Consider the following 26183-nt stretch of genomic DNA (forward strand, 5'->3'; position numbering starts at 1 on the left):
GCGGGGCGTCTGGTCAGCCGATGTGCTGTACCATAAAAACGCGGAACAACTTGATTTTGGGGGCGGTATGGACCGCGTGAAGATTGTGCATGAAGCCCTGGTGCGGCGGCTTGCGGTTGGTGATTTTCCGGGTGGTGCGGCTCCGGCTGGCCCGCTTGAGCCGGCCATGGCGCTGGCGCTTTACCAGGCGCAGGTGTTGAGCCGGGTGCTGGATATCCAGAGCCGCGCAATGCAGAAGATGGGGCAGGGGTTCTACACCATTGGTTCGTCCGGGCATGAGGGCATGGCGGCTGTGGCGCAGGCCTTGCGCCCCGATGATATCGCCTTTTTGCATTACCGCGATGCCGCGTTTCAGATCGCGCGTGCGCAGCAGGTTGGACAATCGGGCATGATGCGGGACATGCTGTTGAGTTTCGCCTGTTCCGCCGAGGATCCGATCAGTGGCGGGCGGCACAAGGTTTTGGGCAGCAGGCCACTGATGATCCCGCCCCAGACCTCGACCATCGCCAGCCATCTGCCGAAAGCGCTCGGGGCAGCCTATAGCATTGGCCTCGCCCGTCGTCGCGCGCCCGAACATCGCTGCCTTGCGCGCGATGGCCTTGCGATGGTTTCTTTCGGCGATGCCTCGGCCAATCATTCGACGGCGCAGGGCGCGATCAATGCGGCGGGCTGGACGGCGGTGCAGGGTGTGCCTCTGCCGTTGCTAATGGTTTGCGAAGACAACGGTATCGGGATTTCAACCAAGACACCTGCGGGATGGATCAAGGCCTCTTTCCAGCATCGTCCAGGCATCCGCTATTTCGAGGCGGACGGGCTGGATATCTTTGACACCTTTGCTGTCGCATCCGAGGCGGCCCATTTCGTGCGCACCAGACGGCAGCCCGCGTTTCTGCACGTGCGGATGGTGCGGCTCTACGGTCACGCCGGGGCTGATGTCGCGACCAGCTACTTGCCGCGTGCAGAGGTCGAAGCGGATGAGGCGAATGATCCCTTGCTGCATTCGGCGCGTCTGCTGACAGAGGCGCAGCTGGCGTCTGCGGAGACACTGTCCGGAATGTATCTTGAGACCCTGGAGGCTGTGGCGGCAGAAGCGGAGAAGGTTGTCAAACGCCCGCATCTTGAAACCGCGCAGGATGTGATGGAGACCCTGATCCCGCCGGCGCGAAACTGCGCGCCGACAAACGGCCCCGATCCGCAGCAGCGCTTGCATCTCTTCGGCGGCGATGCCCCGCAAATGGATGCGCCGCAACCGATGTCGCGGATCATCAACTGGGCGCTGCATGATCTGATGCTCGCACATCCCGAGACCTTGGTCATGGGCGAAGATGTGGGGCGAAAGGGGGGCGTCTACGGCGTCACGCAAAAGCTGCAGGCGCGGTTCGGTCCTGATCGGGTGATCGACACGCTGCTGGATGAGCAGTCCATTCTCGGGCTGGCCATTGGCACGGCGCACAACGGTTTCATCCCGATGCCGGAAATTCAGTTCCTCGCCTACCTGCATAATGCCGAGGATCAGCTGCGCGGCGAAGCGGCAACCTTGCCGTTCTTCAGCCGGGGTCAGTGGACCAACCCGATGGTGCTGCGCATTGCCGGGCTGGGGTACCAGAAGGGGTTCGGTGGGCATTTCCACAATGACAACTCTCTGGCCGTGCTGCGCGATATCCCCGGGATTGTTATTGCCTGCCCGTCGACCGGCGCTGATGCCGCGCGGGTGTTACGGGAATGTCACCGTCTGGCACGTGAAGAGCAGCGGGTTTGCGTTTTTGTCGAACCTATCGCGCTTTACCCGATGCGGGACCTGCATGACACAGGCGATGGTGCGTGGATGACGCGCTACCCCGACCCTGATGAGCGCATTGCATGGGATCAGATCGGAGTGCACGGCGACGGCACGGATGTGGCAATTGTGACCTACGGCAATGGCCATTATCTGTCGCGTCGGGCACAGGGTGTTCTGGCGGGAGAAGGGATCCGGGTGCGTGTCATCGACCTGCGCTGGCTGGCGCCCTTGCCTGAAGAGGCGTTGATGGCGGCCGTTCAGGCGTGTGATCATGTGCTTGTGGTGGATGAGTGCCGGCGGACCGGCGGGCAGGCCGAGGCGCTGATGACGCTCTTTGCCGAACGCGGGTTTGGTAAGGTTGCGCGCCTGACGGCAGAGGACAGTTTCATTGCGACGGGTCCCGCCTATGCGGCGACGCTTCCGTCTCGGGATAGCATCGTCGCCGCCGCAAAGGCATTGCTGGCCTGACATTGTTTTGAACCGCAGGGCTGGGTCCACACTCATCTGGTGCATGTAATTGAGCAGCGCACAGTCTTTGGCAATTTTGTCATTGGCGCAGCGATAAGAAACCATGATCCGCAACGTCGACGCCCGGCCTGTTGATGGAACGCCCAAGTAGGGATGCTGATAAGTCATTGTCATCGACGGGTAACCCGGGACAGCCGGGTAATTGCCATCCCCGATCCGGCAGCCGCAATTAGCGCCTTTGCGGTTCGGGAAAGCTGCCGGAATGGGGGCGCGGTGATCCGTTACGAACCCCTCTCCTCTGTCCATTGGAGCCGCCGATTGACGGGTCATAAAAAGTCAAATCGCCCGGCAACGTTTCGACCAGATCCGCGTTTTGGGCGCTCTGATTGCTGTCGGGCAACAGTCCCTCGTGGGCCGATGGACCTAAGGAAAATGTTTCTAACTCCCGTTTCCCTCCGAAGGGATCACGCCCGGCCTGTCGCATCAGATGGGGAAGACCAAGGATGATTCGTGCTTGGATTATCTGGCCACTTTCGACCTTGCAGAACCTCCCGACGCCTAAAAATGCCAACCGTTTGGAGGGGTAAATGCCAAAAATACGGGCGTCGGACGTGCCTGCGTAATGGGTGGCAGAGGCAATTCGGGCGTCGCCTTCCGCGCATCGGTTTGCCCCAGCGATGAATATATCGTCTCTTCAATGTACGTGCTGCAGTGCGGCGCGAAGCGGTTTGAAGACCCCTTCGACCATCACGTCAGTACCTGGCAGAGAACCACATGTAGGCGACATATCGAAGCTGCAGCAGGGGTGCAGAAGCCGATCACACCTGCGCCGCAGCGCAGCGCCATCCAAGCTTTGCAGGCTGTTTAAAAAAACGCGAATTGTCAGCTTTGTGCTCCGCATCGAAGCAAGTGCCGCGCGCTTTGGTTGAGCTTTGCACACGTGTGCAAAAATCTCTTGCCAAGCGCCAAGTTGAATGTCTAGCGTTAATACATCCTGCAAAAGGCAGGGCGCGACAGCGGGGGCGGCATGGCTGAGATTCAACTGCGGAACATCAACAAACGGTGGGGCAGCTTTGTCGGGGTTGATGACTTCGACCTCACGATTGCCGACCAGGAGTTTCTTGTGCTGCTGGGGCCATCGGGCTGTGGCAAGACAACGACGATGCGCATGATTGCCGGGCTGGAAGACGCTACGGACGGTGAAATCATCATCGACGGGCGCGTCGTGAATGACCTTGATCCCAAGGATCGAGACGTGGCCATGGTGTTTCAGTCCTACGGCCTCTACCCGAACATGAACGTCTACGAAAACATTCGCTTCCCGCTCAAGGTGCGCAAGGTGCCGGAGGGCGAGCATGACGAACGGGTGCGCCGTGCCTCCGCCATGGTGGAGCTGGACGATTTCCTGCACCGCAAACCGGCCGAGTTGTCGGGCGGCCAGCGCCAGCGCGTGGCGCTTGCCCGCGCCATCGTGCGCGAACCCAACGTCTTCCTGATGGACGAGCCGCTCTCGAACCTTGACGCCAAGCTGCGCGTCTCGACCCGGGCGCAGATCAAGAACCTCAGCCACGAACTCAAGGTCACCACCGTCTACGTGACCCACGACCAGATCGAGGCGATGACGCTGGCCGACCGCGTTGTGGTGATGAAACAGGGCAAGGTGCAGCAGGTCGGCACGCCCACGGACATCTACGACCAGCCCGCCAACACCTTCGTGGCCAGCTTTATCGGCAGCCCGGCGATGAACCTGATGGATGGCGAGATGCGCGGTGGCACCTTCTCTGGCAACAACGTCTCGATCTCCGGCCTGACGGGTTCGGACGGACCCGTGACACTGGGGTTCCGGGCCGAGGATGCGACCTTGGCTCAAGGGACCAGCGGCCAGATCACCGCGCCCATCTACACCATCGAACTCTTGGGCGATGCCACTATGCTGACCGTCCGGGCCGGGGGGCAGTTGGTTTCGGTCAAGGCACACAAGGAATTCCGCGCCGAGATCGGTGACATGGTGTCTTTCTCGGTACCGGTCGCGATCTGTCACCTCTTCGACACGAGTACCGGACAGCGCATCGATACAGCGGGTTCGGACACAAGCGCGCAGGTCGGCGTCGCTGGATGACACATGCCCTTCGGGGCCAATCACGAGTGCAGCCTTGCAAGATGCACTCTGCAAAACTGCAAAAGGGAGTTTGCATATGTTCTTGAAGAAAATCGCACTGGCGGGGGTTGTCTCGCTCTTGGGGAGCGCGGCGATGGCCTGCTCCTATCAAAACGAGGTGCCGGTCAAGTCGCTCTCCGCCGGGTTCGAGGCGTGGAAAGCCGTGACCGATGCAATGGCCGAATGCGGGAATTTCCAGGCCGAGTTGGATCAGGAATTCCGCACCAAGCAGCCCGCGGCCTTTGAGGCCAACCCCTCGCTCTACCAGATCGGCGGCGTGTCAAATGGCACGATCACACCGCTGTTGAATGCCGGCACCATTCGCCCCCTCGACGACCTGGTCGAGAAATATGGCCAGAACCTCAGCCCCAACCAGCTCATTCGCATCAATGGCCAGATCATGGCCGTGGCAATGATGGTGAATACACAGCACCTGATGTACCGTTCCGATATCCTTGCCGATCTGGGGATCGACACCCCCACCACATGGGATGAGGTCTACGCCGCAGCCGAGAAGATCAAAGAGGCTGGGGTGGTTGACTATCCACTGGGTGCCACGATGAAATCCGGTTGGAATATCGCGCAGGAATTCGTGAACATGTACCCCGGCCACGGCGGCAAGTTCTTCAACGATGACAACACAACCGCCGTGAATTCCGATGCGGGGCTCGCATCGCTGGAGACCATGAAAAAAGCACTCGACTACACCGATCCAGAAGTGCTGGTCAGTGATTCCACCTACGTGCAGCAGCAGTTTCAGCAGGGTAAGATTGCCATGGCGAATCTCTGGGCAAGCCGCGCGGGCGCGATGAATGATGAGGCCGAAAGCCAGGTTGTGGGCAAGGTGGCGATGGCTGCCGCCCCCAAGGCAGTTGCCGATGGCGCACCCGCCACAACGCTTTGGTGGGATGGCATCGTGATTGCGAAAAACATCTCGGATGAAGAGGCGGATGCCGCTTTCCGTCTGGCCATGGAAGGCCTCGACACAGAAATGGTGCAGGGTGCGAATGACGCGGCGATCTGGCTGGTTGGAGGCTATGAGCCCACCGATATCGCGACAGGCGCGATTGAGACGGCAACGGCCAATCCGGCCCCGCCTGCCTATCCCTCAACCACGCAAATGGGCTTGCTGCACACTGCCCTCGGCAATGAGCTTCCTGCCTTCCTGACCGGCGAGCGCGACGCAGCCGCAACGCTTATCGCCATCGAAGAGGCCTATACGACCTCTGCCAAGGAAGCGGGCGTCCTGAAGTAAGGATGCGCTGGCCGGGGGCTTCCCGGCCAGCGTCCCACGCCACTCCGGGGGGAGTGCCAAGCGCAAGAGCTGTGCGTTTTGCAAACCCTTCCCGGCCTCTTTGCAAACATGTTTGCCACTAGGAGAACACCATGAAGTTCAAGACATTTGCAGCCTTTGTCGGGCCTTCCGTCTTCATGATGCTTCTGTTCATTGCTGCCCCGCTTGTCAGTGTGTTCATCCAGAGCTTCCAGGTCACCCAACCAATCCTGGAACAGATCGAGGTCGAGACCTGCACCCCCGGGTTCCTGACCCAGACCTGTACCACCGAGATCAAGACCGTGCCCGTGCTCGACGAGGCCGGCAAGACGGTCACGGCAACCCGCTGGGTCGGTTTGCAAAGCTATCGCAACGTGTTGCAAATGGATAAATTCTGGTCTGCTGTCGGCAATGGCAGCTGGAACCAGATCATGCAGATAGATTTCTGGAAAGCGCTGCGCTTCACGCTTTCCTTTACGCTGCTGACCCTGCCGCTGGTGATTGGCGTGGGCCTTGCCATCGCGCTCGCGGTCAACAACGCCACCCGCTCCATCCGCGGCCCGATCATCTTCATCTCGCTCCTGCCCTTCATCATTACCCCTGTGATCGGTTCGCTCTCGATCTACTGGCTCTTTGTGGGCGACGGTATCCTCACAGCGATGATGGAGCGCTGGTCAGGCCAGAACATCTCCATGTTCGCGCAGGCCTGGACCATCGAGCTTCTGATGTATTTCTACCGCGTCTGGCACGTGGCGCCCTTCGCCTTCGTAATCTTCTACGCCGGCCTGCAAACCGTGAACATGGATACGCTGGAATCCGCCGTGATCGATGGGGCCAGCCGCTGGGAGCGTCTGCGCCACGTGATCGTGCCGCACCTGATGCCGCTGATCATCTTCATCGCGCTCATCCACCTGATGGACTGCTACCGCGTCTTTGATGAAATCGTGGGCTTCCGCAGCCAGGCGCATGTGATTTCACTGCAATGGCTGACCTTCGACTTCATGACGCCGGATGATGCAGGCAACCGCGCGATGTCGCGTGCCTCGGCCTCCTCCATGCTCACCATGATCGGGATCGTGCTGCTGCTGATCATGCCCCTGCGCCGCACGTGGCGCGACCACAAGGGGAGCGCACACTGATGGCACGTCAATCCGACGCCAGACCACTGCCCCAAAGGGAGGCTTTCTGAATGTCTACACCCAGAGCCATGCGGCAGTCCTTTGCACTGCGGTTTTCGTCCGGTGCTTTCCTGGCCTTTTGGTGCCTGCTTGCCGCCTTCCCGATCTTCTGGATCGCGGTGATGAGCTTCAAATCTCCCGTCGACGCCTTCGCCGATAGCGCCTGGGACGTGATCACGGGGCCCGCCACCCGGGCTAATGGCGACGGGCTTTCGATCATCGACATCGCTCTGGGTGTCGTTGTGCTGTTCTTCGCCATCCGCTGGGCTTTCACCAAACTGCCCGCACTGGTGCGGCAGTATTGCCCGCCCGGCCTCATCGTGCTGGGCTGGATCGTTGGCGCGCTGGTCTACGCCATAACCTTTGTGCTGATCTTCTTTGGCCTGCTGCCGCTTATCCTCGGTGTGCTCAACAGCCTCCTCGGCCCGCTTGGCACGCCTGTTTTGGGCATGACCACCCAACACTACATCGCCGTCTGGGGTGAGAACGAATTTTATCGCAACTTCCTCAACTCCATGCTGGTCACCGCAGGCGTTGTGACCATCTCCCTGACCGTCGGCACCCTCGCAGGTTACGGGCTCGCGCGCTCCGGGTCTGATCTCGCCTTTTGGTTGCTCATCCTCGCCCTGATCTTCCGCGCCCTGCCGCATTCCGTGCTGGTGGCCGGCTACCTGCCGGTCTTCATCAACTCCTCTGAAATCCTGGCTCCGATCTTCGGCGAAGGGGCGCCGACGCTCTATGGCCAGCCCTGGGCAGTGATCGCCGTGCTGGTCTCGATCAACCAGCCCTTCACCATCTGGATGCTGCGCAGCTTCTTCCAGAACATCCCCGCCGAACTGGACGAGGCCGCGCGCGTTGACGGCTGCAGCCACTTCCAGGCCTTCCGCCGCGTGATCATGCCGGTGATGTGGCCAGGTGTGATCACCACCGGTCTCTTCAGTTTCCTTCTGGGCTACAACGACTTCCTCGTCACCGCCCTGCTGCTCGATGCACAGAACCAGACGATGGTCCCGGCCATCGCGGGCTACTTCAACCGTGAAACCACCACCACGGATCAGGTCGAAGCGGTCGCTGCTGCCGTTTCCATCACAGCGCCCCTTTTCCTGCTGGTCATGGTTTTCCAGCGCCAGATCGTCTCAGGTCTTACCGCGGGGGCGGTGAAGGGATGATGGTTTTCATTGTTCTCCAAATATGCCCGCCGGAGGCGTCTTCCCAATGAAAGGATCCCGCCCCGAACAAGCGTCCCTCAGCCGCGATACGGATATGTCCAAAACGGAAGACACCCGCGCGGTGATCGAAGGCATGGTGGACGGTCTGAACGATCACCGGATCGACGATATCGGCTCTTTCTTCGCGCAAAACTTCCGCTGGATGGGCAACCAGGGCTGCGGCACCAAAAACGGATTGCGGGAATTTCAGGACAACTGGCAGCGCCCGTTTCAGGCCGCCTTCTCCGACAAAACCTGCATCGACGAAGCCCGGCTCTACATGGGCGAATGGGCCGCCGCCTTCGGACGGCAGGAGGCAACCCATTCCGGGGTGTTCATGGGCGTGGCCCCCACCGGCAAACGGGTGGACATCCGCTATATGGATTTCTGGAAAGTGGAAAACGGCAAGATCACCGACAACTGGGTGATGGTCGATTTCCCGCATGTTCTGGCCCAGCTCGGCGTCGATGTGTTCGACGGCGAAGGCTGGGAAGCTTTTGACCGGGGCGAGAAGACGCCGCCCCAGCCTGATCAGTGAGGTAAGAGATGGCAATCGAGGTTCTGAAACGCGGCAAACCAGAGGCCGAGCGCGCCGAGGACGATGCGAAGACGCGGGCGGCTGTCGAGGCGACGCTGGCCGATATCGAGGCGCGCGGCGATCTGGCGGTGCGCGAGCTTAGTGAGAAATTCGACAACTACAGCCCGGCCTCGTTCAAGCTGAGCCAACAGGAGATCGACGACCTGATTGCCCAGCTGAGCCCCCGCGAGCTCCAAGACATCAAATTTGCACAAGAGCAGGTGCGCAACTTCGCCCAAGCCCAGCGAGATTCGATGCTGGACATCGAGGTCGAGACGATGCCCGGCGTGATCCTCGGGCATAAGAACATCCCTGTGCAGTCGGTGGGCTGCTATGTGCCCGGTGGGAAGTTCCCTATGGTGGCCTCGGCGCACATGTCCGTGGCCACGGCAAGCGTTGCGAAAGTGCCGCGCATCATCGCCTGCACGCCGCCCTTCAAGGGCAAACCGAACCCCGGGGTGATTGCGGCGATGCATCTGGGCGGGGCGCATGAGATCTATGTGATGGGCGGCATCCAGGCGGTGGGCGCGATGGCGCTGGGGACGGAGACCATCGATCCGGTGCATATGATCGTCGGCCCAGGCAATGCCTTTGTCGCCGAGGCCAAGCGCCAGCTGTTCGGCCGCGTCGGAATTGATCTCTTCGCGGGCCCGACCGAGACGATGGTGATCGCCGATGAGACCGTGGATGCGGAGATGTGCGCGACCGATCTGCTGGGGCAGGCAGAGCATGGCTACAATTCGCCCGCAGTTCTTCTCACCAATTCACGAAAGCTGGCGGAGGAGACGCTCTCTGAAATCGACCGTATCCTAGAAATCCTGCCTACAGCCGAGACCGCGCGGGTGAGCTGGGAGGAGTATGGCGAGGCCATCCTCTGCGACACCTATGACGAGATGCTGCAGGTGGCCGATGATGTGGCCTCCGAGCACGTGCAGGTGATGACCGACCGCGACGACTGGTTCCTGGAACACATGACCTGCTATGGCGCGCTGTTCCTGGGTCCGCGCACCAATGTGGCTAATGGGGACAAGGTGATCGGCACCAACCACACGCTGCCAACCAAGAAGGCGGGGCGCTATACAGGCGGGCTTTGGGTCGGCAAGTTCCTGAAAACACACAGCTATCAGAAGGTGACAACGGATGCGGCGGCGGCGGAGATCGGCGCCTATGGCTCGCGCCTCTGCATGCTGGAGGGGTTTGTCGGGCATGCTGAACAGTGCAACCTGCGGGTCCGGCGCTATGGTGGGGTCAATGTGCCCTACGGTGAAGGGGCCCCCGCGCAGCAAGCCGCCGAGTAGGAGGTACGCCGCCCCGGGGGCGCTGCCCCCGGACCCCCGGGATACTTTTGGCCAGAAGAAGACATGGACACACATTCCTCTCACAAAGCGCTTTTTGCGCCGTTGCGCGCGGCGATGTATGATTTCGACCTCGCGGAGGTGCGGGCGATTCTACAGGGTATCTGCGCGCCGGATGTGGTCTTTCGCCTCGCCTTCCCTTTCGAGACTGTCCAGGGCGTCGATGCCTATGTGGACGCGGTTTACGGGCCGCTTGTTCGTGCTGTGCCAGATCTGGAGCGGCGCGACCACATCGTGATGGCGGGCCCCACGCCCGAGGGGGCCGATTGGATCGGCTGTGGTGGGTTCTACACCGGTACTTTCCGGGCGTCGTGGCTCGATATCCCGCCGACGGGGCACCTCACGCATATGCGGTTCCATGAGTTCTATCGTTTCGAGAATGGTAAGATCACCGAGATGCAGGCGCTGTGGGATCTGCCGGAGGTGATGATGCAGGCGGGCGCCTGGCCGATGAGCCCGTCGCTGGGGCGGGAGTGGCACATCCCGGGACCCGCGACCTGTGATGGACTGTTGCCGGGCCCTTACGATGCGGAGGCCGCTGAAGCGAGCCGTGTTCATATTGTCGATATGCTGGAGCATCTCAAGCGCCATCCCTCCGAAGGCGGGCCGGAGGTCATGGAAATGGCGCGTTTCTGGCATCCGCGCATGACGTGGTATGGGCCATCTGGTATCGGCACGGGCCGGGGGATCGAAGGCTTTCGCAAATGGCACCAGATCCCGTTTCTCAACGGCATGCCAGACCGGGGACAGTATCTTGATGAAGTCGAGTATCACTTCTTCGGGGATCGGAATTACGCCGCCGTGACCGGCTGGCCGGACATGGTGCAGTCGATCACCCATGGCGGTTGGCTTGGCATCGCGCCAACGGCCGCAAAGATCGAGATGCGGTCCCTGGATTTCTGGCGCATCGAAAACGGGCTGATCCGGGAAAACTGGGTGATGGTGGACCTGCTGCACATGTACGACCAGATCGGTGTCGATGTGCTGGCGCGGATGCGCGAATTCAACAAAGCGCGTGTGGGTTTTGACCCGGAGACGGGGGTCGCGCTGTGAGTGATCTGCCGCGCACGCCGTCCTTTGACCTGACAGGCAAACGCGCGCTGGTGACCGGCGCGTCGTCGGGCATTGGGTTGGGCTGTGCTGTGGCGCTGGCGGAGGCCGGTGCGCATGTGGTTTGCGCCGCGCGGCGCGCGGATGTGCTGCAGGATGCCGTAAATGCGATGGCCGGGCAGGGCTGGTCGGCGGAGGCGATGCCGCTGGATCAGAGCGATGTGACAGCACTTGCTGGGGCTTTTGACACGCCCTTCGATGTCGTGGTGAACTCGGCCGGGCTGGCCCGCCATGCGCCCGCAACCGAGACCACGCCAGAGGATTACGATGCGGTGATGGATATCAACCTGCGCGGCGCCTATTTTCTCTCGGCCCAGGCCGCCAAGGCGCTGATTGAAGAGGGAAAATCGGGTTCGATCATCCATATCTCCAGCCAGATGGGCCATGTGGGCGGGGTCGACCGGGCGGTCTATTGCACCTCGAAACACGGGCTCGAAGGCATGGTGAAAGCCATGGCCATCGAATGGGGCAAAGCGGGCATCCGCATCAACACGATCTGCCCGACCTTCATCCGCACGCCGCTGAGCCAGGTCACCTTCGACAAACCCGACCGCCTCGCTTGGATTCTCGACAAGATCAAGCTGCCCCGCGTCGGCGAGGTGGAGGATATCATGGGCGCAGTGCTGTTCCTTGCGTCTGACGCCTCGGCAATGGTCACCGGCACCTCGATGCTGATCGACGGCGGCTGGACCGCAGGCTGATGTCCAAGGTGACCTCTCTTGATGTGGCCGAAAAGGCCGGGGTCAGCCGCTCTGCGGTGAGCCGCGTTTTCACGCCCGGGGCCTCCGTCAGCAAGGGCACGGCTGAGAAGGTGCGCAAGGCGGCTGCCGCATTGGGCTACCGTCCAAACGTGCTCGCGCGCTCGCTGATCACCGGGCGCAGCCGGATCATCGGGCTGGTTGTGGCCTACCTCGAAAACCAGTTTTACCCTGAGGCCATCGAACGGCTCAGCAAGGCGCTGCAGGCCGAAGGCTATCACGTGCTCGTCTTCATGGCCTCGAACGATCATGCCGCCACGCAGAAGGTGATCGATGAGCTGCTGGACTACCAGGTGGATGCGATCATCGCCGCTTCCGTGGGCCTCTCGAACGACCTGACGAAGCGCTGCGAGGGGTTGGGCATCCCCATCGTGCTCTTTAACCGGCATCAGTATGACGACCGGCTGACCTCGGTCACCTCGGACAACGTCGCGGGCGGGCGCAAGCTGGCCGAATTCCTGATTGCGGGCGGGCACAGCCGCATTGCCCATATCGCGGGCTGGGAAGACGCCTCGACCCAGATCGACCGGGAAGCGGGTTTCATGGCCGGGCTGGAGGCGTCGGGCATGGCCCTGCACGCGCGCGGGGTTGGCAATTTCCACTTCGAGACCGCGCAGGCGGCGGCGCGCGAGATGTTCCACGCCACCTCGCCGCCTGATGCGGTTTTTGTGGCCAATGATCACATGGCCTTTGCCGTCATGGATGTGCTGCGCTATGAGCTGGGCTTGCGGGTGCCGCAGGACGTTTCGGTCGTGGGCTATGACGACGTGACGCTCTCGCATTGGCCCAGCTACAACCTCACCACCGTGCGCCAACCAGCCAATGCGATGGTTGCCGCCACGGTCGAGGCGTTGATGGCGCGGCTCAACGAAGATGATGAGGCGCCGCGCCGGATCACGCTCGATGGTCCTTTGATTGTCCGCGGCTCTGCCCGCAAACCTGAAGGTATGACCCTATGAAAGGCTTCGATCCGAAGTTCGCGGATTTCCCCGATTATATCATCGGCATCACCAAGGAGATATGGGAGGATCGCGGTATCGCGACCCTGCACCAGTATTACGCTGACGATATCGTCGTGCGCTCGCCCGCCTCGGTGGTGGTGGGCAATCAAAACGTGATCGGGGCCACCATGGCGACGCTGGCCGAATTCCCGGATCGCACGCTGCTGGGCGAAGACGTGATCTGGTCCGGCACGCCGGAGGAGGGGATGTTGTCCTCGCACCGGCTGCTGAGCACCGCAACCCACGCGCATGACGGCGTTTACGGCAAGGCTACGGGCAAGAAGCTGACCTACCGCATTCTGGCGGACTGTCACGCGATCAACAACCAGATCAACGATGAATGGCTGATCCGCGATCAGGGCGCCATCGTGCGTCAGCTGGGCTGGGACCCGAAAGACTACGCCGCTGATCTGATTGCGCGCGAAGGGGGGCCGGAGGCCTGTGTGCCGCCGCTGACGCCTGCGACGGATCAGCCCGGGCCCTACAAGGGCCGCGGCAATGACAACGAGTGGGGCGAAAAATACGCCGACATCCTGACCCGCATCATGGGGGCGGATATGGCGGTAATCCCCGCCGCTTATGACCGCGCGGTGCACGTCGAATACCCCGGCGGGAAGACTGGCCACAGCCACGGCGATGTCGATCAGTTCTGGATGGGCCTGCGCGCGTCTTTTCCCGATGCGACGTTCCAGATCGACCACCAGATCGGTCGCGATGACGCGTTGATGCCGCCCCGCGCCGCTCTGCGCTGGTCTTTGCACGGGAAACACAGCGGCTGGGGCCGCTTCGGCGCGCCCACCGGGGCCGAGGTCTACCTTTTGGGCATCAGCCATGCGGAATTTGGCCCTTGGGGGCTGCGCCGCGAATATGTGATTTTTGACGAAACCACGATCTGGAAGCAGATCCTGCTGGCCACAGGTTAACAGGCTAAGAGGTTACGAACATGCATATTTATGGAACAATGAAGGAGCGGGTCATGCGCCCGGTGGTTAGATGGTAACACCTGCTGAGATGGAAACCCGCATTGTGCGGTATGGCGATCTGATGCCCTGCAAGACCGCCTTCATTGATGCGCATACGCCTGGATCGGACCAGAAGGAGAACTTTACGATCATCGGCGGTGGTGTTTCGGAGAGCCCGGATCAGCACGTGCATATCTCCATCCCGCATGGCTTCAACATCGGGGCTGCGGGTCAGCCGCCGAAATGCCGTAACTCGCTGCACAGCCACCGCACGGCAGAGGTCTTCTTTGTGCTCAAGGGCCGTTGGCGTTTCTTCTGGGGCCGCTGGGGTGATGCGGGGGAGGTCACGCTTGAGGAGGGTGATATCTTCAACATCCCAACGGGCATTTTCCGTGGGTTTGAGAATATCGGCAATGACTACGGGATGATCATGGCGATCCTGGGCGGTGATGATGCGGGCGGCGGCGTGATCTGGGCGCCGCAGGTGATTGAGGATGCGGCAGATCACGGGTTGGTGCTGTCTGAGGAGGGCAAACTCTACGACACCAAGAAAGGTGAGGTCCTGCCCGAGGGTGTGAGCCCAATGCCGCTGCTCACCGAGCAGGAGTTGCACGCCTTCCCCGAGCCCACGACAGCGGAGGTGATCCCGGGGTATGTGGCGCGCTACTGGGACATGGTCGCACTGGCGGATCGGCACCCGGCCAAGGTCATCGGTGCGGGGGCCATGCTGCGTGACAAGCCGGGTTTCGAGGTTGCGCTCCTCACCCGCGGTTCGGCCAGCGCAGAGATGCACCGTCATGACAAACCATCGGTGCTGATGCCGGTTACCGGCCACTGGCGGGTCACCTGGGAGGGCGGTGCCACCACGCTTGCGCCGGGCGATACCATGTCGGTGCCGGAGAATGTGATGCACAGCGCCGTTCCGTCGATGACTGGTGAGGCGGCGCTTTATCATGTCGTCGGCACAGATGATCCCGCTGGCCCGACGTGGCAAGGATGAGCGCAGATCCGAAGGGCATCCGCGACGTCTACGAGAGTCAGGCCGCGGTCTATGACGCGCAGCGCTCGCGTGCGCTCTTTGAGGCGCGCTGGCTGGCGCGCTTTGCCGCCTGCCTGCCGCCGGGCGGGCGGGTGCTTGATCTCGGCTGTGGCGCAGGTGAGCCTATTGCACGCTGGTTCATCGCCGAAGGTTTCCGCGTGACGGGTGTGGATTTCGCCGATGCGATGCTGGAGATCGCCCGCAGCCGCTGGCCGGAGGGTGACTGGCGGCAGGGGGACATGCGTCGCTTCGATCTGGGCGAGACTTTTGACGGGATCATCGCCTGGAACAGCTTTTTCCACCTGACGCCCGAGGAGCAGCGCGGCTGCATTATACGCATGGCCGCCCATCTTGAACCGGGCGCCTCGCTGCTGATGACCGTGGGGCCCGACGCGGGGGAGGCCAGCGGCACCGTGGGCGGGCAGCCTGTTTATCACGCCTCGCTGTCCCCCGCCCAATACGCCACATGCCTTGAGCAAAACGATCTGCGTCTGACCGGTTATCTGGCTGAGGATCCGGAGACCAACCAACACAGCGTGCTCATGGCGCGCAAGATCTGAGGAGACCCGCCATGCCTATCCTGACAACCCACGCAGGTTCGCTGCCCCGCACCCAGAAGGTGGTGGATTTCATCTTTGCCCGTGAACATGGCACCCCCTATGACCCTGCAGAGTTCGACGCGGCGATGACCGAAGCCGTCTCTGCCACGGTGGCCAAACAGGTGGCTGCGGGCGTGGGCGTGGTGAGCGACGGCGAGACCTCCAAGATTTCCTACGCCACCTACGTCAAGGACCGCTACACCGGGTTTTCCGGCGACAGCCCGCGCAACGCGCCTGCCGATCTCAAGAAATTTCCCAGCTTTCTCAAGCGCCTGGCGGAGGATGGCGGGACGCCGAAATATGCGCGTCCCATGTGTACCGGCGAGGTGACGTCAAAAGGGCAGGGCGAGTTGCAAAAGGACATCGCCAACCTCAAATCCGCGATGGCCGAGCATGGCGCGACGCGCGGGTTCATGAATGCGGCCTCACCGGGGGTGATTTCTCTTTTCCTGCAAAACGATCACTACAAGACACGCGACGCCTACCTTGCAGCCCTCGCGGATGCCATGCGTGAGGAATACCGCACCATCGTAGACGCGGGTCTCGATCTGCAACTCGATTGTCCCGACCTCGCGCTGTCGCGGCACATGCTTTTTAACGATCTCTCCGATGATGAATTCCTCAAGATCGCGGGCGCCCATGTGGAGGCGCTGAACCACGCGCTCGACGGCATCCCGCAAGACCGGGTGCGCGTGCATATCTGCTGGGGCAACTACGAGGGTCCGCATGTTTGCGACATCGGGATGGAAAAGGTGTTTGACACGCTGATGTCGACCAAGGTGTCCTATTTGCTCTTTGAAACCTCGAACCCGCGCCACGCGCATGAATGGACGGTTTTCCGTGATCGCAAAGGGGACATCCCGGACGACAAGATACTGGTGCCTGGCGTTGTCGATACGACGACCAATTTTGTTGAACATCCCGAACTGGTGGCCCAGCGACTTGACAAATTCACACAAATTGTGGGCGCAGATCGCGTTGTGGCGGGATCAGATTGTGGTTTTGGAACATTTGCCGGTTTTGGGGCCATTGATCCCGAAATCGCCTATGCCAAGCTTGAAGCCTTGCGCGATGGGGTAAAGCTGGCGGAGGGACGGTAATGGATGCAGCCCTTCTCAAGCTTTTGCAGAGGGTCGATACGCCGACCGTGTGCAATGCGATTGAGGTTGCGCAAGGCACGCGCGGGTTCAACGACTTCACCCGCGGCACGATGCAATGCTCTGCCCCCGGTGAGGCGATGGTGGGCTATGCCCGCACCGCGCGCATCCGTGCCGTGACCGCCCCCGACGAGGCGCCCGAGGTGATCAAGGCGCGGCGCATGACTTACTACAAGTATATGGCCGAAGGCCCGCGCCCCGGCGTTGCCGTGGTACAGGACATGGATGGGGAAATGGCCATCGGGGCCTATTGGGGTGAGGTGAACACCAATATCCACAAGGCCTTTGGCCTTTCAGGTGCGCTGACCAATGGCGTGATGCGCGATCTGGGCGATTTGCCCGAAGGGTTCCCGGTGGTGGCCGGGTCTATCGGCCCGAGTCACGGGTTTGTGCATGTGATCGACTTTGACCAATCGGTTGAGGTTTTCGGTATGACCATTGCACCCGGTGCCCTTGTGCACGCGGACCGACATGGGGCGGTGGTCATTCCAGATGATGTGATCCCGCAGCTTTCTGATGCGATCGCAACACTGATGCGGTCTGAGAAGATCGTTTTCGATGCGGTCAAAGGCAAGCAGATTGATTTCGAGGGGTTTGAGGCAGTGTGGGCTGCTTTTGAGGCTGCGCGCACGTGATTGCGCGGGCCGTGATGCTGGCCTGCGTATGGGCGGCGACGGCCTTCGCAGAGGAGACACATATGGAGCTGTCACCGCAATGGGAGTACGTCGCCGACGGCGTGATGGGCGGTGTTTCAACCGGTCAGGCCGTGCATATGACAGTTGAAAGCCGGGAGGCGGTGCGGCTGACGGGTGAGGTGTCGACGGAAAACAACGGCGGCTTTATCCAGGTCGCTTTTGACGTGCGGATGGATGTGAGCGGCTGGACCGGGCTCGAGATCGACGTGATGGGCAATGGTGAGCGCTATGATCTGCGCCTGCGCACGGATCAGATGACGCGACCCTGGCAATCCTTCCGAACGTCCTTTGTGGCGCCCGAGAGCTGGCGCAGCATCAGGGTGCCTTTCGCGACGCTTGAAGCCAATAAAATCGATGCGCAGTTCGATCCCGCTCGGTTGCGTCGTGTTGGCGTGCTGGCAGTGGGGCGCGCGTTTTCGGCTGATCTGGCTATCGCCGGGATACGCCTTTATCGCTAGCTTTTTGGTGCTGGCGCGCCACCTTCAAACGCGTTGCCATTCACATAGTCGCAGGGCTCATCCCGCATTTCCAAATGCAACCCGCTACCGGTGTAGGGATGCGCGCGGGCAAGCTCTTCGTCCACCTCGATGCCCAGCCCAGGCGTTTCCGGCGGGGTGATGAACCCCTCCTGCACACGGATGCCGCCTTTGATGAGCGCGTCGTGGAACGGCGTCTCAATGGTTTCCGCCATCAGCAGATTGGGGATCGAGGCCGCAAAGTGAATGTTCGCGGCCCATTCGATGGGACCGGCGTAAAGGTGAGGCGCCATTTGCGCGTTGTAGACTTCGGCCATGGCCGCGACTTTCTTCATTTCCCAGATGCCGCCTGCGCGTCCCAATGCGGGCTGCAGGATCGTGGCGGCGCCAGCGCGCAGGACCGGCGCGAATTCGGCCTTGGTGGTCAACCGCTCACCGGTGGCCAAGGGGATGCGCACGGCGCGCGCGACTTTTGCCATTTCTTCAACGGCATCTGGCGGAATGGGCTCCTCGAACCAAAGCGGGGAATAGGGTTCCAGCGCTTGACCAAGCCGGATTGCGCCTGCGGTAGTGAACTGGCCGTGAGTGCCAAAGAGCAGATCGGCTTTGTCGCCGACAGCTTCCCGGATCGCTTTGCAGAAGGCCACGGATTGAGAGATGTCGCGCATCGCGGGCATATGGCCGCCGCGCAGGGTGTAGGGGCCTGCCGGGTCGAATTTCACCGCTGTGTACCCGCGCGCGACGCAGTCAGCGGCGCTTTCTGCAGCCATTTCAGGGGAGGTCCAGAAGGCGTTAAGGTCGTGGTGCGGCAGGGGGTATAGGTAGGTATAGGCGCGGATGCGGTCGTTCATGCGCCCGCCCAGAAGGGCCCAGGCCGGCCTGTCGCGGGCTTTGCCGAGGATGTCCCAGCAGGCGATTTCGAGGCCGGAAAACGCCCCCATGACCGTGAGATCGGGCCGTTGCGTGAAGCCGGAGGAATAGGCGCGTCGGAACATTTTTTCGATGTTTTCGGGGCTTTCGCCCTGCATATGGCGGGTGAAGACGTCTGTGATCACACCGCGCATCGCGGCCGGACCGATGGAAGAGGCGTAGCATTCGCCCCAGCCGGTGATGCCGGTGTCGGTGGTGAGCTTGACGAGGATCCAATACCGCCCGCCCCAGCCGGGCGCTGGGGGGGCCGTTACGATGATGTCGAGGTCCTGCAGTTTCATCGCGGTGTCCTTTTGCCCAAAGGTGGCCTGAAGCCCACCTTACCTGCCTATTGCGCCTGTCGGTCGAAGAGGATGACGTTGCGCCGTGCAGCCCCGGTTTTGGTGTCTGCGATGGCTTCGTTGATCTGGTCCAATCGCCAGCGGCCCGAGATCAGCTCATCGAGTTTCAGCCGCCCCTGGGCGTAGAGATCGACCATCCAGGGGATGTCCCGCTGGATCACCACGTCGCCCATTTTCGACCCCACCATGCCCTGGCCGACTGCGGCCAAAATGACGGGTTCATAGGTCGAACTTGCCCCGGAATGCGGCATGCCCACCATGATGACCTTGCCGCCGGAGCCCAAATAGCGCGGGGCCTGATCATAGGCCGGGATGGCGCCGACCGTGACGATGACCGCATCGGCGCCACGCCCGCCGAGCGCCTTGAACGCGGCTTTCCAGGGTTTATCAGATGTGGCGAGTACGCCGTTGGTGGCCCCGAATGCTTTGGCGACCTCCAGCTTGTCGGCGCTCATGTCCACGGCGACGATGCGGCGCGCCCCGGCGATGCGCGCGCCTTGGATGGCGTTAAGCCCGACCCCCCCGGCGCCGATCACCACGACATCTTGTCCGGTGCGCAGACCGGCGGCGTTGACGACTGCGCCCACCCCGGTGATGACACCGCAGGCGATCAGGCTGGCGACGTCCTTGGGGATGTCCGGGTCGATGCGGACCACCTGATTTTGCGCGACCACGACCTTCTCGGCAAAGGCGCCGCAGGCCATGGCCTGATGTAATTTCCCGCCTGTCGCGGTGGTGATTGGCCCCTTGTCACCGTCATAAGGCGTTTCACAGAGCGTTGGTTTGCCGCCTGCGCAATTGCCGCAGGACCCGCAGGCGCGGATCAGGGTGACAACCACGCTGTCGCCGACGGACAATCCTTGCACTCCGGCCCCACAGGCGGTGATCACACCCGCGGCCTCGTGCCCGTAGACAGCAGGCAGTGAGCCACCCCAAGCGCCTTCGGCGTAGGAGATGTCAGAATGGCAGATCGCCACCGCGTCCAGCGTGACCTCCACCTCGCCCAGTTCGGGTGCGCGCAGTTGGATGTCTTCGATTTCGAGGGGGGCACCAAAGGCGTGGCACACGGCGGCTTTGATCGTTTGCATCTGTCGGCGTCTTCCTTTCAGGCGCGATGTCGCGCGGGTCCCGAAGGGCAGGGTGACCCGATGTCGTGTGCCAAAGCAAGGCGCAAACCGACATGAAAGGTCGCTGTTATCCCGCGTCACGGGCAAGGGCGTGTTTGGGCGGGAAGGCGATAAACACGACAAGCCCGACAATGATCAGGGCGGCCGAGAGCAAAAACGGCGCGCCGGGCAGGTAAAACGCGGCGTCGGTCTCGGTGAAGGCGGCGAAGGTGCCGGTCATCACCATCGGTGAGAGGATCATTGCCAGGGCCATGGCCGAGGTGAGCGCGCCTTGCAGCTCTCCCTGGGCGTCCGCGCTGACGGCCTTGGACATGATGCCTTGAAGTGCGGGCGTGATGACCGCTGCCAGAGCCGCGAGCGGGGTCAGGATCAGCGCCACCGTGCCATTGGTCACGAAGGCCAGCGCCACGAAGGCGCCCACGTCGAAGACATGGCCATAGACAACTGTGCCGCGTTCGCCGAGAAGGCGCAGGACCCAGCGGATCAGACCGCCTTGCACCACGGCCATCATGATCCCGAAAAGCGCGAGGCTGAGCCCGATGGTCGCGGGCTCCCACCCGAAACGCTCCTTGCCGAAGTAAGACCAGATCGCGGGGTAGACCATGAACGCCACCTGATAGAGGAAGAAGACGATCAGCAAGGGACCGACGCCCGGCACGCGGCCCAACTGCCGGATGCTGCCGAGCGGGTTTGCGCGTGCCCAGCGAAAGGGCCGCCGGATGTCATCTGTCACGGTTTCGCGCAGGACGAAGTAGCCGAAGATCGCGTTCAACGCGGCCAGTCCCGCCGCGGCGTAAAAGGGCGCTCGGGTGCCGTATTCGGCCAGGACGCCGCCCAGCAGGGGGCCCAGCACAAATCCCACGCCAAAGGCTGCGCCGATCAGGCCGAAATTCGCGGCCCGGTCATCGGGGCCGGAGATGTCGGCCATATAGGCGTTGGCGGTGGATTGTGTGGCGGCGGTGATCCCGCCGACGACGCGCCCCAGCAGCAACAGGAAAATACTGCCCGCGACGGCCATAACCAGATAGTCGAGCGCCATCACCACCAGCGAGAGCAGCAGCACAGGCCGTCTGCCAAAACGGTCCGACAGCCCACCGATGACCGGGCCAAAGAGGAACTGCATCACGGCGAAGGTGGTCGAGAGCACGCCACCCCAGAGGGCCGCAGTGCTCAACCCTGTGCCTTGTACCTCCTGAATGAGGTCCGGCATCACCGGGATGATCAGCCCGATGCCCATGGAATCGAGCATGACGGTGATGAGAATGAAAAGAACGGCTGGACGCATTCCCTAAAGCGCGCGGGCGCGGGCCACGAAGGCGCGCGCCTCGGCCGGGGCCTGCCCGAGCTGCGCGTCGGGGCGGAACAGATCGGCGGACAGATCTGGGTGCCGCGCGCGGGCGAGGGGCTCCAGCGGCTCGCCGGATTGCATAGCTGCGCGGCAGAGCGCCTTGGTTTCTGCCTGCGCCTCCGGGCGGGGCATTTTGGTGGCCAGCGCAAAGCTCAAGGCCTCCGCGTGGATGAGGCCAAGCCCGTTCCTCAAGCCACCCGCCATTCGCGCCGGGTTTGGTTGCAGCTTCTCTGTGATCTGTTTGGCGTGCTGCAGGGCGCTGGCACCGCCGAGCATGATTTGCGGCATAACCATCCATTCGGTAAACCACGCCGCCCCATCGCGCTGATGCTGATGCGCGGCGGCAGCCTGTAGCGCGGCCTGCAAGCCGCCCATTTGATGCGAGAGGGCCACCAGCACAGAGGCAGCAACCGGGTTTTGCTTTTGCGGCATGGTCGAGGAGGCACCGGCATCCTCAAAGGTGACCTCGCGCAGTTCCGTGGCAGCGAGGGCGATCAGGCTTTGACCCATGGCGGCGAGTGTTGCGGTGATTTGCGCCATCCAGCCCGCGATGCGCAGGACGGGGCCACGATCCGTGTGCCAGCTGCGGCCCGGGTCCTTTAACGCCAGCCCCTCGGCAAGGGCCGCGCGCAGGGCAGGGGCGCTTTCCCCCAATGCCGCGCTTGTTCCGGCGGCACCTGACAGGGAGACCCAGAGACTGTTTTCACGCAGGTCAGGCAAGGCCTCCAGCGCGTCCATCAAGGGCATGCCCCATCCGGCCAGTACCGCCCCCCAGCTTGTCGGCGTCGCCTGTTGGCCATAGGTGCGCGCGGCCATTGGAAGCTCTGCATGTTGCTCTGCCTGGTCCGCCAGGGCCTGCGTGATCTGGCGTAGATCCGCCTCCGCCAAGGCAAGCGATTGGCGCAGGCGCAGCATCAACCCGGTGTCGATGATATCCTGAGAGGTGGCCCCCCAGTGCAGATATTGCGCATGTTCAGGTGCATTCATCTCTGCCCGGAAGGCGGCAACCATGCCCGGTACGCTGACCCCGTTTGCACCGGTTGATTGCGCCAGGGCGCCCGGGTCAATCTGGATCTCCAAGGTGGCGCGATGGATCGCGGCGGCGCTGATTTCGGGGATGATGCCCAGAGTGCCCTGCGCCTTGGCCAGCGCCCCTTCGACCAGCAGCATGGCCCGCAGCGCGGCGCTGTCGGAAAACAGGCGGCCCGCCTCGCCGGTGGGAAAGAGACCTGCAAAAAGCGGGCTGTCGAAAACGCTTGCCGCCATGGATCAGGCGACCTCGACGGCCCGGACGTCAGACATGACCCACCTCTTTGAGGAACCGCGTCAGGTGGGCTGCGTATTCTTCTGGCTGTTCGACGCAGGGCAGGTGGCCCGCCTTGCGGATCACATGACATTGGCTGCCGGGGATCAGACCGGTGGTTTCGCGCACCAGATCGGGCGGGGTTGAGCCATCCTCCGATCCCGCGATGCCCAGCGTGGGCAGGCGCAGGCTGGCCGTGGTTGTGTAGAAATCCGTGCCGGAAATAGCGGCGGAGCATCCCATGTAACCTTCGTCCTCTTGCCGCGTCAGCATGTTGCGCCACAGTTCCAGCTCCGGCGTCGCACGGAACCCGGCAGAGAACCAGCGCTCCATTACCGCATCGGCAAGGCTTTCGATCCCGCCCTGGCGGACACTCTCGATCCGCTCTGACCACATGTCCGGCGTGCCGATCTTGGCGCCGGTGTTGGAAAGGACCATCGCGCGGATCATATCGAGGCGTTTCACTGCGAGCCCCTGCGCGATCATGCCGCCGATGGAAAGGCCCACGAAGACGCCGTCGCGCACCTGCAGGTGATCGAGCAACTGTTCCGTATCGGTGATCAGCGCGCCCATCGTGTAAGGGCCGGGGGGACAGCTGGAGAGCCCGTGCCCGCGCTTGTCAAACCGGATGATCCGCAGGCCCTCCGGCAGATGCGGCAGGATTGGATCCCAGAGGCGCAGATCGGTACCAAGGGAGTTGGCAAAGACCACCGGCGCACCTTCGGCCGGGCCATCGACCCGGTAGTGGAGCCTGACATCGCCAAGGTCGAGTATCTTCATGCCGCATCTCCCTGTCTGTCCTGTGCCGCCGCAAGGGTGAGCGCTTGCTGGAAGACCTCGGGATCCACGTTGCCCCCCGAAATAGTGACGATCACATCCTCACCCGAAATCCGGTCGCCATGGTACAAGGCCGCGGCCAGGGCCACGGCACCGCCGGGTTCGGCCACCACCTTCAGACGGTTGAACGCGTGGGCAACGGCCAGCAGCGCCTGGTCTTCGGTCACGGCAAACCCCGGCCCGGCCAGACGTTTCAGAATTGGAAAGGTCAGATTGCCGGGCTGCGGCGTAACGATTGCGTCGCAGAGGCTGCCGGTCAATACCGCGTTGCGCTCGACCGCGCCGGACCTCAACGACCGGGCGACGTCATCGAAATTCTCGGGTTCTGCCGTGCGGACCCGCAGCCCCGGCGCCTCAGCCTCAAGCGCCAGTGCGATGCCGGAGGAAAACCCGCCGCCGCCGCAGCAGACGATGACGTCTGCCATTGTCACACCAACCTCTGCCGCCTGCGCGGCAATCTCCAGACCGGTGGTGCCCTGGCCTGCGATGACCTGCGGCTCATCATAGGGTTTGATCAGGGTCAGGCCCCGCTCGTCCACCAGCCTGGCCCCCAGCGCATCGCGATCCTCGCCCGCGGCCCGGTCATAGAGCACCACCTCAGCCCCCAACCGGCGGGTGTTTTCGATCTTTACCCGGGGGGCGTCGCGCGGCATGACAATGACGGCCTGCACCCCATGGGCCTGGGCCGCCAGCGCGACACCCTGCGCATGGTTGCCGCTGGAAAAGGCGACAACCCCGCGGGCACGCGTCTCCTCCGCAAGGGCGGAAACCGCAGACCAGGCCCCGCGAAACTTGAAGCTGCCCGTGTGTTGCAGGCACTCCGCCTTGATCCAGAGGCGGCGACCGGCAATCGCATCCAGAAACGGCGAGGACAGAAGCGGCGTGCGCCGCGCGTGCCCCTCAAGCCGCTCAGCCGCAGCCCTGATCATGTCGATATTCATCGCAGGCTCCTCATCTCAGCGCATTGATCCAGGTTTGCAGCGCGGCCACGGATTCAGGCTCATCCAGAAACGGAATATGGCCGCGGCCCGCCACTGTGACACCAATCATATCCGGGCGACGGCGCTGCATCTCTGCAAAGGTTTCATGGCTGAGCAGATCGGAGTTTTCGCCGCGAATGCAGGCCAGCGGGAGGTCTTCCATCGCATCGAAACAGGGCCAGAGATCGGGCGCCTCCTGTGCGCCCGCTGCGTCGAAGGCGTCGCGCAGGCGTGGATCATAGGTGATGGTCAGCCCATTGTCCGTCTGCCGAAAATGCTTGTGCGCCTCCTCGATCCAGCGCGATTGCGGCACATCCTTGAAGCCGGTGTAGGTGCTGCCCATGCCGTGGGCCGCGTCCGCAAGGGTTTTCGCAGCGGGCGGGCGCCCGAGATAGGTTGAGATGAACTCGAGCCCTTCCGGCTCAATAACCGGGCCAATGTCATTCAGGGCCACGCCGGTCAGGCGGTCCTTTGCCCCCATGGCAAGGCCCATCGCATTGAGGCCGCCGCGCGAGGTGCCGAGGATCGCCACTTTATCCAGCCCCAGATGGTCCAGCAGCTCGATCACGTCACGGCATTCGACCGGGAGCGAATAGTTTTGCCAGGTCTTGTCCCAATCCGATTGTCCACGGCCCCGGTAGTCCATCTTGATCAGACGCACGCCGTTGAGATGGGGGGTGACATAGTCGAAATCCGCCGTCGTCCGGGTCAGCCCGGCAAGGCAGAGTATGGGCGGGCCCGTACCCTCGTCGGTGTAGTAGAGCGATAGCTTGTCGGATGTTCGGAAAAACGCCATCAGAGCCCCGCCAATGCCGGAATGCCGGTGAGATCGGACAGGATGTGCGCCGGTGTCCATGGCAGACGATCCACCGGATCACCCGCACGGTTGACCCAGGCGGTCGTGAACCCGTAGCCCGTGGCACAGCCCGCGTCCCACCCGTTGGAGGAAACGAAGAGCACCTCTTTCTTGTCACACCCGAACCGCTTGGCGACCAGGTCGTAGACCCGCGCATCGGGCTTGAACACCCCGACACTTTGGACCGACAGCGTGTCATCCAGCAAGGCATCGATGCCAGCAGAAGTGACCGCCCCGCGCAGCATATCGGGGGACCCGTTCGACAGAATCGCCGTGGCCATGCCCCCGGCCTTGAGCTGACGCAGCATGTCCGGCACCTCCGGATAGCTCTGCAATTCCCAGTAGAGCGCAAGCAGCCGTTCACGCAGCGCGGCATCGCCCGCCAGACCGGTTTTCTCCAGCGCCCAATCGAGCCCCTGCTGCGTGACCTCCCAGAAGTCGCAGTGGTCATCGGTGACGGCCCGCAGCCATGTGTACTGCAACTGTTTCAGACGCCAATGCTCCGCGAGCGCCGGCCAGGTGCTTTCCAGTTTCGAGAAATCCGGCTCGGACGCTGCTTGTCGTGCTGCCGCGGCAACATCAAACAAGGTGCCGTATGCGTCAAAGACGCAGGTCGTAATCGACATGGGCGCACCCCTTCACAAATGCTCTTGCGCAGAGTGTCACG

At 62.5% G+C, this 26183-nt stretch carries 24 protein-coding genes; 16 read left to right on the forward strand and 8 right to left on the reverse strand.

All coding sequences use genetic code 11. The features are described 5' to 3' along the window. Positions 1–67: 67 nt before the first annotated feature. The 16 genes from ISX84_RS09880 to ISX84_RS09955 all read left to right on the forward strand — a co-directional run bounded on the left by ISX84_RS09880 (position 68) and on the right by ISX84_RS09955 (position 17776). A complete protein-coding gene (locus ISX84_RS09880; protein WP_195820157.1) occupies positions 68–2248 on the forward strand; it encodes a thiamine pyrophosphate-dependent enzyme in 2181 nt (726 codons plus the stop codon). Between the two features lie 1027 nt (positions 2249–3275). After that, the gene (locus tag ISX84_RS09885; RefSeq protein WP_195820158.1) at positions 3276–4367 is read left to right on the forward strand and encodes an ABC transporter ATP-binding protein; all 1092 of its coding nucleotides are present in this window, start codon (positions 3276–3278) and stop codon (positions 4365–4367) included. Positions 4368–4443: 76 nt separating this feature from the next. Continuing rightward, positions 4444–5661 carry an ABC transporter substrate-binding protein gene (locus ISX84_RS09890; RefSeq protein ID WP_195820159.1) on the forward strand — a complete coding sequence of 406 codons (1218 nt, stop codon included), beginning with the start codon at positions 4444–4446 and terminating at the stop codon, positions 5659–5661. Between the two features lie 131 nt (positions 5662–5792). Beyond that, positions 5793–6818 carry a carbohydrate ABC transporter permease gene (locus ISX84_RS09895; protein WP_195820160.1) on the forward strand — a complete coding sequence of 342 codons (1026 nt, stop codon included), beginning with the start codon at positions 5793–5795 and terminating at the stop codon, positions 6816–6818. 50 nt (positions 6819–6868) lie between these two features. Further along, complete coding sequence (locus tag ISX84_RS09900; protein WP_195820161.1) at positions 6869–8026, forward strand: carbohydrate ABC transporter permease; 1158 nt, start codon at positions 6869–6871, stop codon at positions 8024–8026. Between the two features lie 46 nt (positions 8027–8072). Beyond that, positions 8073–8603 carry an ester cyclase gene (locus ISX84_RS09905; RefSeq protein WP_195820162.1) on the forward strand — a complete coding sequence of 177 codons (531 nt, stop codon included), beginning with the start codon at positions 8073–8075 and terminating at the stop codon, positions 8601–8603. An 8-nt stretch (positions 8604–8611) separates the two neighbouring features. Beyond that, positions 8612–9940, forward strand: a complete 1329-nt coding sequence (gene hisD, locus ISX84_RS09910) for a histidinol dehydrogenase (RefSeq protein ID WP_195820163.1) — start codon at positions 8612–8614, stop codon at positions 9938–9940. Between the two features lie 63 nt (positions 9941–10003). Next, positions 10004–11050 carry an ester cyclase gene (locus ISX84_RS09915; RefSeq protein WP_195820164.1) on the forward strand — a complete coding sequence of 349 codons (1047 nt, stop codon included), beginning with the start codon at positions 10004–10006 and terminating at the stop codon, positions 11048–11050. Then, positions 11047–11808, forward strand: a complete 762-nt coding sequence (locus ISX84_RS09920) for an SDR family NAD(P)-dependent oxidoreductase (RefSeq protein WP_195820165.1) — start codon at positions 11047–11049, stop codon at positions 11806–11808. Before ISX84_RS09915 ends, ISX84_RS09920 begins: the two co-directional genes overlap by 4 nt. Then, positions 11808–12824, forward strand: a complete 1017-nt coding sequence (locus ISX84_RS09925) for a LacI family DNA-binding transcriptional regulator (protein ID WP_195820166.1) — start codon at positions 11808–11810, stop codon at positions 12822–12824. The genes ISX84_RS09920 and ISX84_RS09925 overlap by 1 nt, the downstream gene beginning before the upstream one ends. Next, a complete protein-coding gene (locus ISX84_RS09930; protein ID WP_195820167.1) occupies positions 12821–13789 on the forward strand; it encodes a nuclear transport factor 2 family protein in 969 nt (322 codons plus the stop codon). The genes ISX84_RS09925 and ISX84_RS09930 overlap by 4 nt, the downstream gene beginning before the upstream one ends. Positions 13790–13859: 70 nt before the next feature. Next, a complete protein-coding gene (locus tag ISX84_RS09935) occupies positions 13860–14828 on the forward strand; it encodes a cupin domain-containing protein (protein WP_229884197.1) in 969 nt (322 codons plus the stop codon). Beyond that, a complete protein-coding gene (locus tag ISX84_RS09940; RefSeq protein WP_195820168.1) occupies positions 14825–15427 on the forward strand; it encodes a class I SAM-dependent methyltransferase in 603 nt (200 codons plus the stop codon). The genes ISX84_RS09935 and ISX84_RS09940 overlap by 4 nt, the downstream gene beginning before the upstream one ends. A gap of 11 nt (positions 15428–15438) precedes the next feature. Further along, positions 15439–16566 carry a cobalamin-independent methionine synthase II family protein gene (locus tag ISX84_RS09945; RefSeq protein ID WP_195820169.1) on the forward strand — a complete coding sequence of 376 codons (1128 nt, stop codon included), beginning with the start codon at positions 15439–15441 and terminating at the stop codon, positions 16564–16566. Continuing rightward, complete coding sequence (locus tag ISX84_RS09950; RefSeq protein ID WP_195820170.1) at positions 16566–17258, forward strand: RraA family protein; 693 nt, start codon at positions 16566–16568, stop codon at positions 17256–17258. Before ISX84_RS09945 ends, ISX84_RS09950 begins: the two co-directional genes overlap by 1 nt. After that, on the forward strand, positions 17255–17776 hold the full coding sequence (locus ISX84_RS09955) for a CIA30 family protein (RefSeq protein ID WP_326838724.1): 522 nt from the start codon (positions 17255–17257) through the stop codon (positions 17774–17776). Before ISX84_RS09950 ends, ISX84_RS09955 begins: the two co-directional genes overlap by 4 nt. Here the strand turns inward: ISX84_RS09955 and ISX84_RS09960 are convergent. From ISX84_RS09960 to ISX84_RS09995, 8 genes are all read right to left on the reverse strand, one after another. Further along, positions 17773–19005 (reverse strand): mandelate racemase/muconate lactonizing enzyme family protein, encoded by a 1233-nt coding sequence (locus ISX84_RS09960; protein ID WP_195820171.1) that lies wholly within the window; start codon positions 19003–19005, stop codon positions 17773–17775. The two genes, ISX84_RS09955 and ISX84_RS09960, sit on opposite strands and share 4 nt — an antisense overlap. A 47-nt stretch (positions 19006–19052) precedes the next feature. Continuing rightward, positions 19053–20153, reverse strand: coding sequence for a Zn-dependent alcohol dehydrogenase (locus tag ISX84_RS09965; protein ID WP_195820172.1), 1101 nt, complete (start codon positions 20151–20153; stop codon positions 19053–19055). Between the two features lie 106 nt (positions 20154–20259). Further along, positions 20260–21477: a TCR/Tet family MFS transporter gene (locus ISX84_RS09970; protein WP_195820173.1), complete on the reverse strand. Its 1218-nt coding sequence runs from the start codon at positions 21475–21477 to the stop codon at positions 20260–20262. 3 nt (positions 21478–21480) lie between these two features. Next, positions 21481–22806 carry a lyase family protein gene (locus ISX84_RS09975; protein WP_195820174.1) on the reverse strand — a complete coding sequence of 442 codons (1326 nt, stop codon included), beginning with the start codon at positions 22804–22806 and terminating at the stop codon, positions 21481–21483. Positions 22807–22834: 28 nt separating this feature from the next. Then, positions 22835–23623: a 3-oxoadipate enol-lactonase gene (pcaD, locus tag ISX84_RS09980; protein ID WP_195820175.1), complete on the reverse strand. Its 789-nt coding sequence runs from the start codon at positions 23621–23623 to the stop codon at positions 22835–22837. After that, positions 23620–24621 carry a threonine ammonia-lyase gene (locus ISX84_RS09985; protein WP_195820176.1) on the reverse strand — a complete coding sequence of 334 codons (1002 nt, stop codon included), beginning with the start codon at positions 24619–24621 and terminating at the stop codon, positions 23620–23622. The genes pcaD and ISX84_RS09985 overlap by 4 nt, the downstream gene beginning before the upstream one ends. A 10-nt stretch (positions 24622–24631) precedes the next feature. Then, the gene (locus tag ISX84_RS09990; RefSeq protein ID WP_195820177.1) at positions 24632–25456 is read right to left on the reverse strand and encodes an alpha/beta fold hydrolase; all 825 of its coding nucleotides are present in this window, start codon (positions 25454–25456) and stop codon (positions 24632–24634) included. Next, entirely contained in the window at positions 25456–26142 is a 687-nt protein-coding gene (locus tag ISX84_RS09995; protein ID WP_195820178.1) for a haloacid dehalogenase type II, read from the reverse strand. Before ISX84_RS09995 ends, ISX84_RS09990 begins: the two co-directional genes overlap by 1 nt. Positions 26143–26183 lie beyond the last annotated feature (41 nt).

Source organism: Roseobacter sp. MH60115, assembly GCF_015644665.1.
Taxonomy (GTDB): domain Bacteria; phylum Pseudomonadota; class Alphaproteobacteria; order Rhodobacterales; family Rhodobacteraceae; genus Roseobacter.

Excerpts from the sequence above, each read along its gene's own strand:
- ISX84_RS09890 (WP_195820159.1), top strand. The coding sequence starts at position 4,444 with ATGTTCTTGAAGAAAATCGCACTGGCGGGGGTTGTCTCGCTCTTGGGG.
- ISX84_RS09950 (WP_195820170.1), top strand. The coding sequence starts at position 16,566 with ATGGATGCAGCCCTTCTCAAGCTTTTGCAGAGGGTCGATACGCCGACC.
- pcaD (WP_195820175.1), bottom strand. The coding sequence starts at position 23,623 with ATGAAGATACTCGACCTTGGCGATGTCAGGCTCCACTACCGGGTCGAT.
- ISX84_RS09985 (WP_195820176.1), bottom strand. The coding sequence starts at position 24,621 with ATGAATATCGACATGATCAGGGCTGCGGCTGAGCGGCTTGAGGGGCAC.
- ISX84_RS09895 (WP_195820160.1), top strand. The coding sequence starts at position 5,793 with ATGAAGTTCAAGACATTTGCAGCCTTTGTCGGGCCTTCCGTCTTCATG.
- ISX84_RS09900 (WP_195820161.1), top strand. The coding sequence starts at position 6,869 with ATGTCTACACCCAGAGCCATGCGGCAGTCCTTTGCACTGCGGTTTTCG.
- ISX84_RS09940 (WP_195820168.1), top strand. The coding sequence starts at position 14,825 with ATGAGCGCAGATCCGAAGGGCATCCGCGACGTCTACGAGAGTCAGGCC.
- ISX84_RS09915 (WP_195820164.1), top strand. The coding sequence starts at position 10,004 with ATGGACACACATTCCTCTCACAAAGCGCTTTTTGCGCCGTTGCGCGCG.
- ISX84_RS09995 (WP_195820178.1), bottom strand. The coding sequence starts at position 26,142 with ATGTCGATTACGACCTGCGTCTTTGACGCATACGGCACCTTGTTTGAT.
- ISX84_RS09960 (WP_195820171.1), bottom strand. The coding sequence starts at position 19,005 with ATGAAACTGCAGGACCTCGACATCATCGTAACGGCCCCCCCAGCGCCC.
- ISX84_RS09990 (WP_195820177.1), bottom strand. The coding sequence starts at position 25,456 with ATGGCGTTTTTCCGAACATCCGACAAGCTATCGCTCTACTACACCGAC.
- ISX84_RS09880 (WP_195820157.1), top strand. The coding sequence starts at position 68 with ATGGACCGCGTGAAGATTGTGCATGAAGCCCTGGTGCGGCGGCTTGCG.
- ISX84_RS09925 (WP_195820166.1), top strand. The coding sequence starts at position 11,808 with ATGTCCAAGGTGACCTCTCTTGATGTGGCCGAAAAGGCCGGGGTCAGC.
- ISX84_RS09970 (WP_195820173.1), bottom strand. The coding sequence starts at position 21,477 with ATGCGTCCAGCCGTTCTTTTCATTCTCATCACCGTCATGCTCGATTCC.
- ISX84_RS09945 (WP_195820169.1), top strand. The coding sequence starts at position 15,439 with ATGCCTATCCTGACAACCCACGCAGGTTCGCTGCCCCGCACCCAGAAG.
- ISX84_RS09965 (WP_195820172.1), bottom strand. The coding sequence starts at position 20,153 with ATGCAAACGATCAAAGCCGCCGTGTGCCACGCCTTTGGTGCCCCCCTC.
- hisD (WP_195820163.1), top strand. The coding sequence starts at position 8,612 with ATGGCAATCGAGGTTCTGAAACGCGGCAAACCAGAGGCCGAGCGCGCC.
- ISX84_RS09935 (WP_229884197.1), top strand. The coding sequence starts at position 13,860 with ATGGTAACACCTGCTGAGATGGAAACCCGCATTGTGCGGTATGGCGAT.
- ISX84_RS09905 (WP_195820162.1), top strand. The coding sequence starts at position 8,073 with ATGAAAGGATCCCGCCCCGAACAAGCGTCCCTCAGCCGCGATACGGAT.
- ISX84_RS09975 (WP_195820174.1), bottom strand. The coding sequence starts at position 22,806 with ATGGCGGCAAGCGTTTTCGACAGCCCGCTTTTTGCAGGTCTCTTTCCC.
- ISX84_RS09885 (WP_195820158.1), top strand. The coding sequence starts at position 3,276 with ATGGCTGAGATTCAACTGCGGAACATCAACAAACGGTGGGGCAGCTTT.
- ISX84_RS09930 (WP_195820167.1), top strand. The coding sequence starts at position 12,821 with ATGAAAGGCTTCGATCCGAAGTTCGCGGATTTCCCCGATTATATCATC.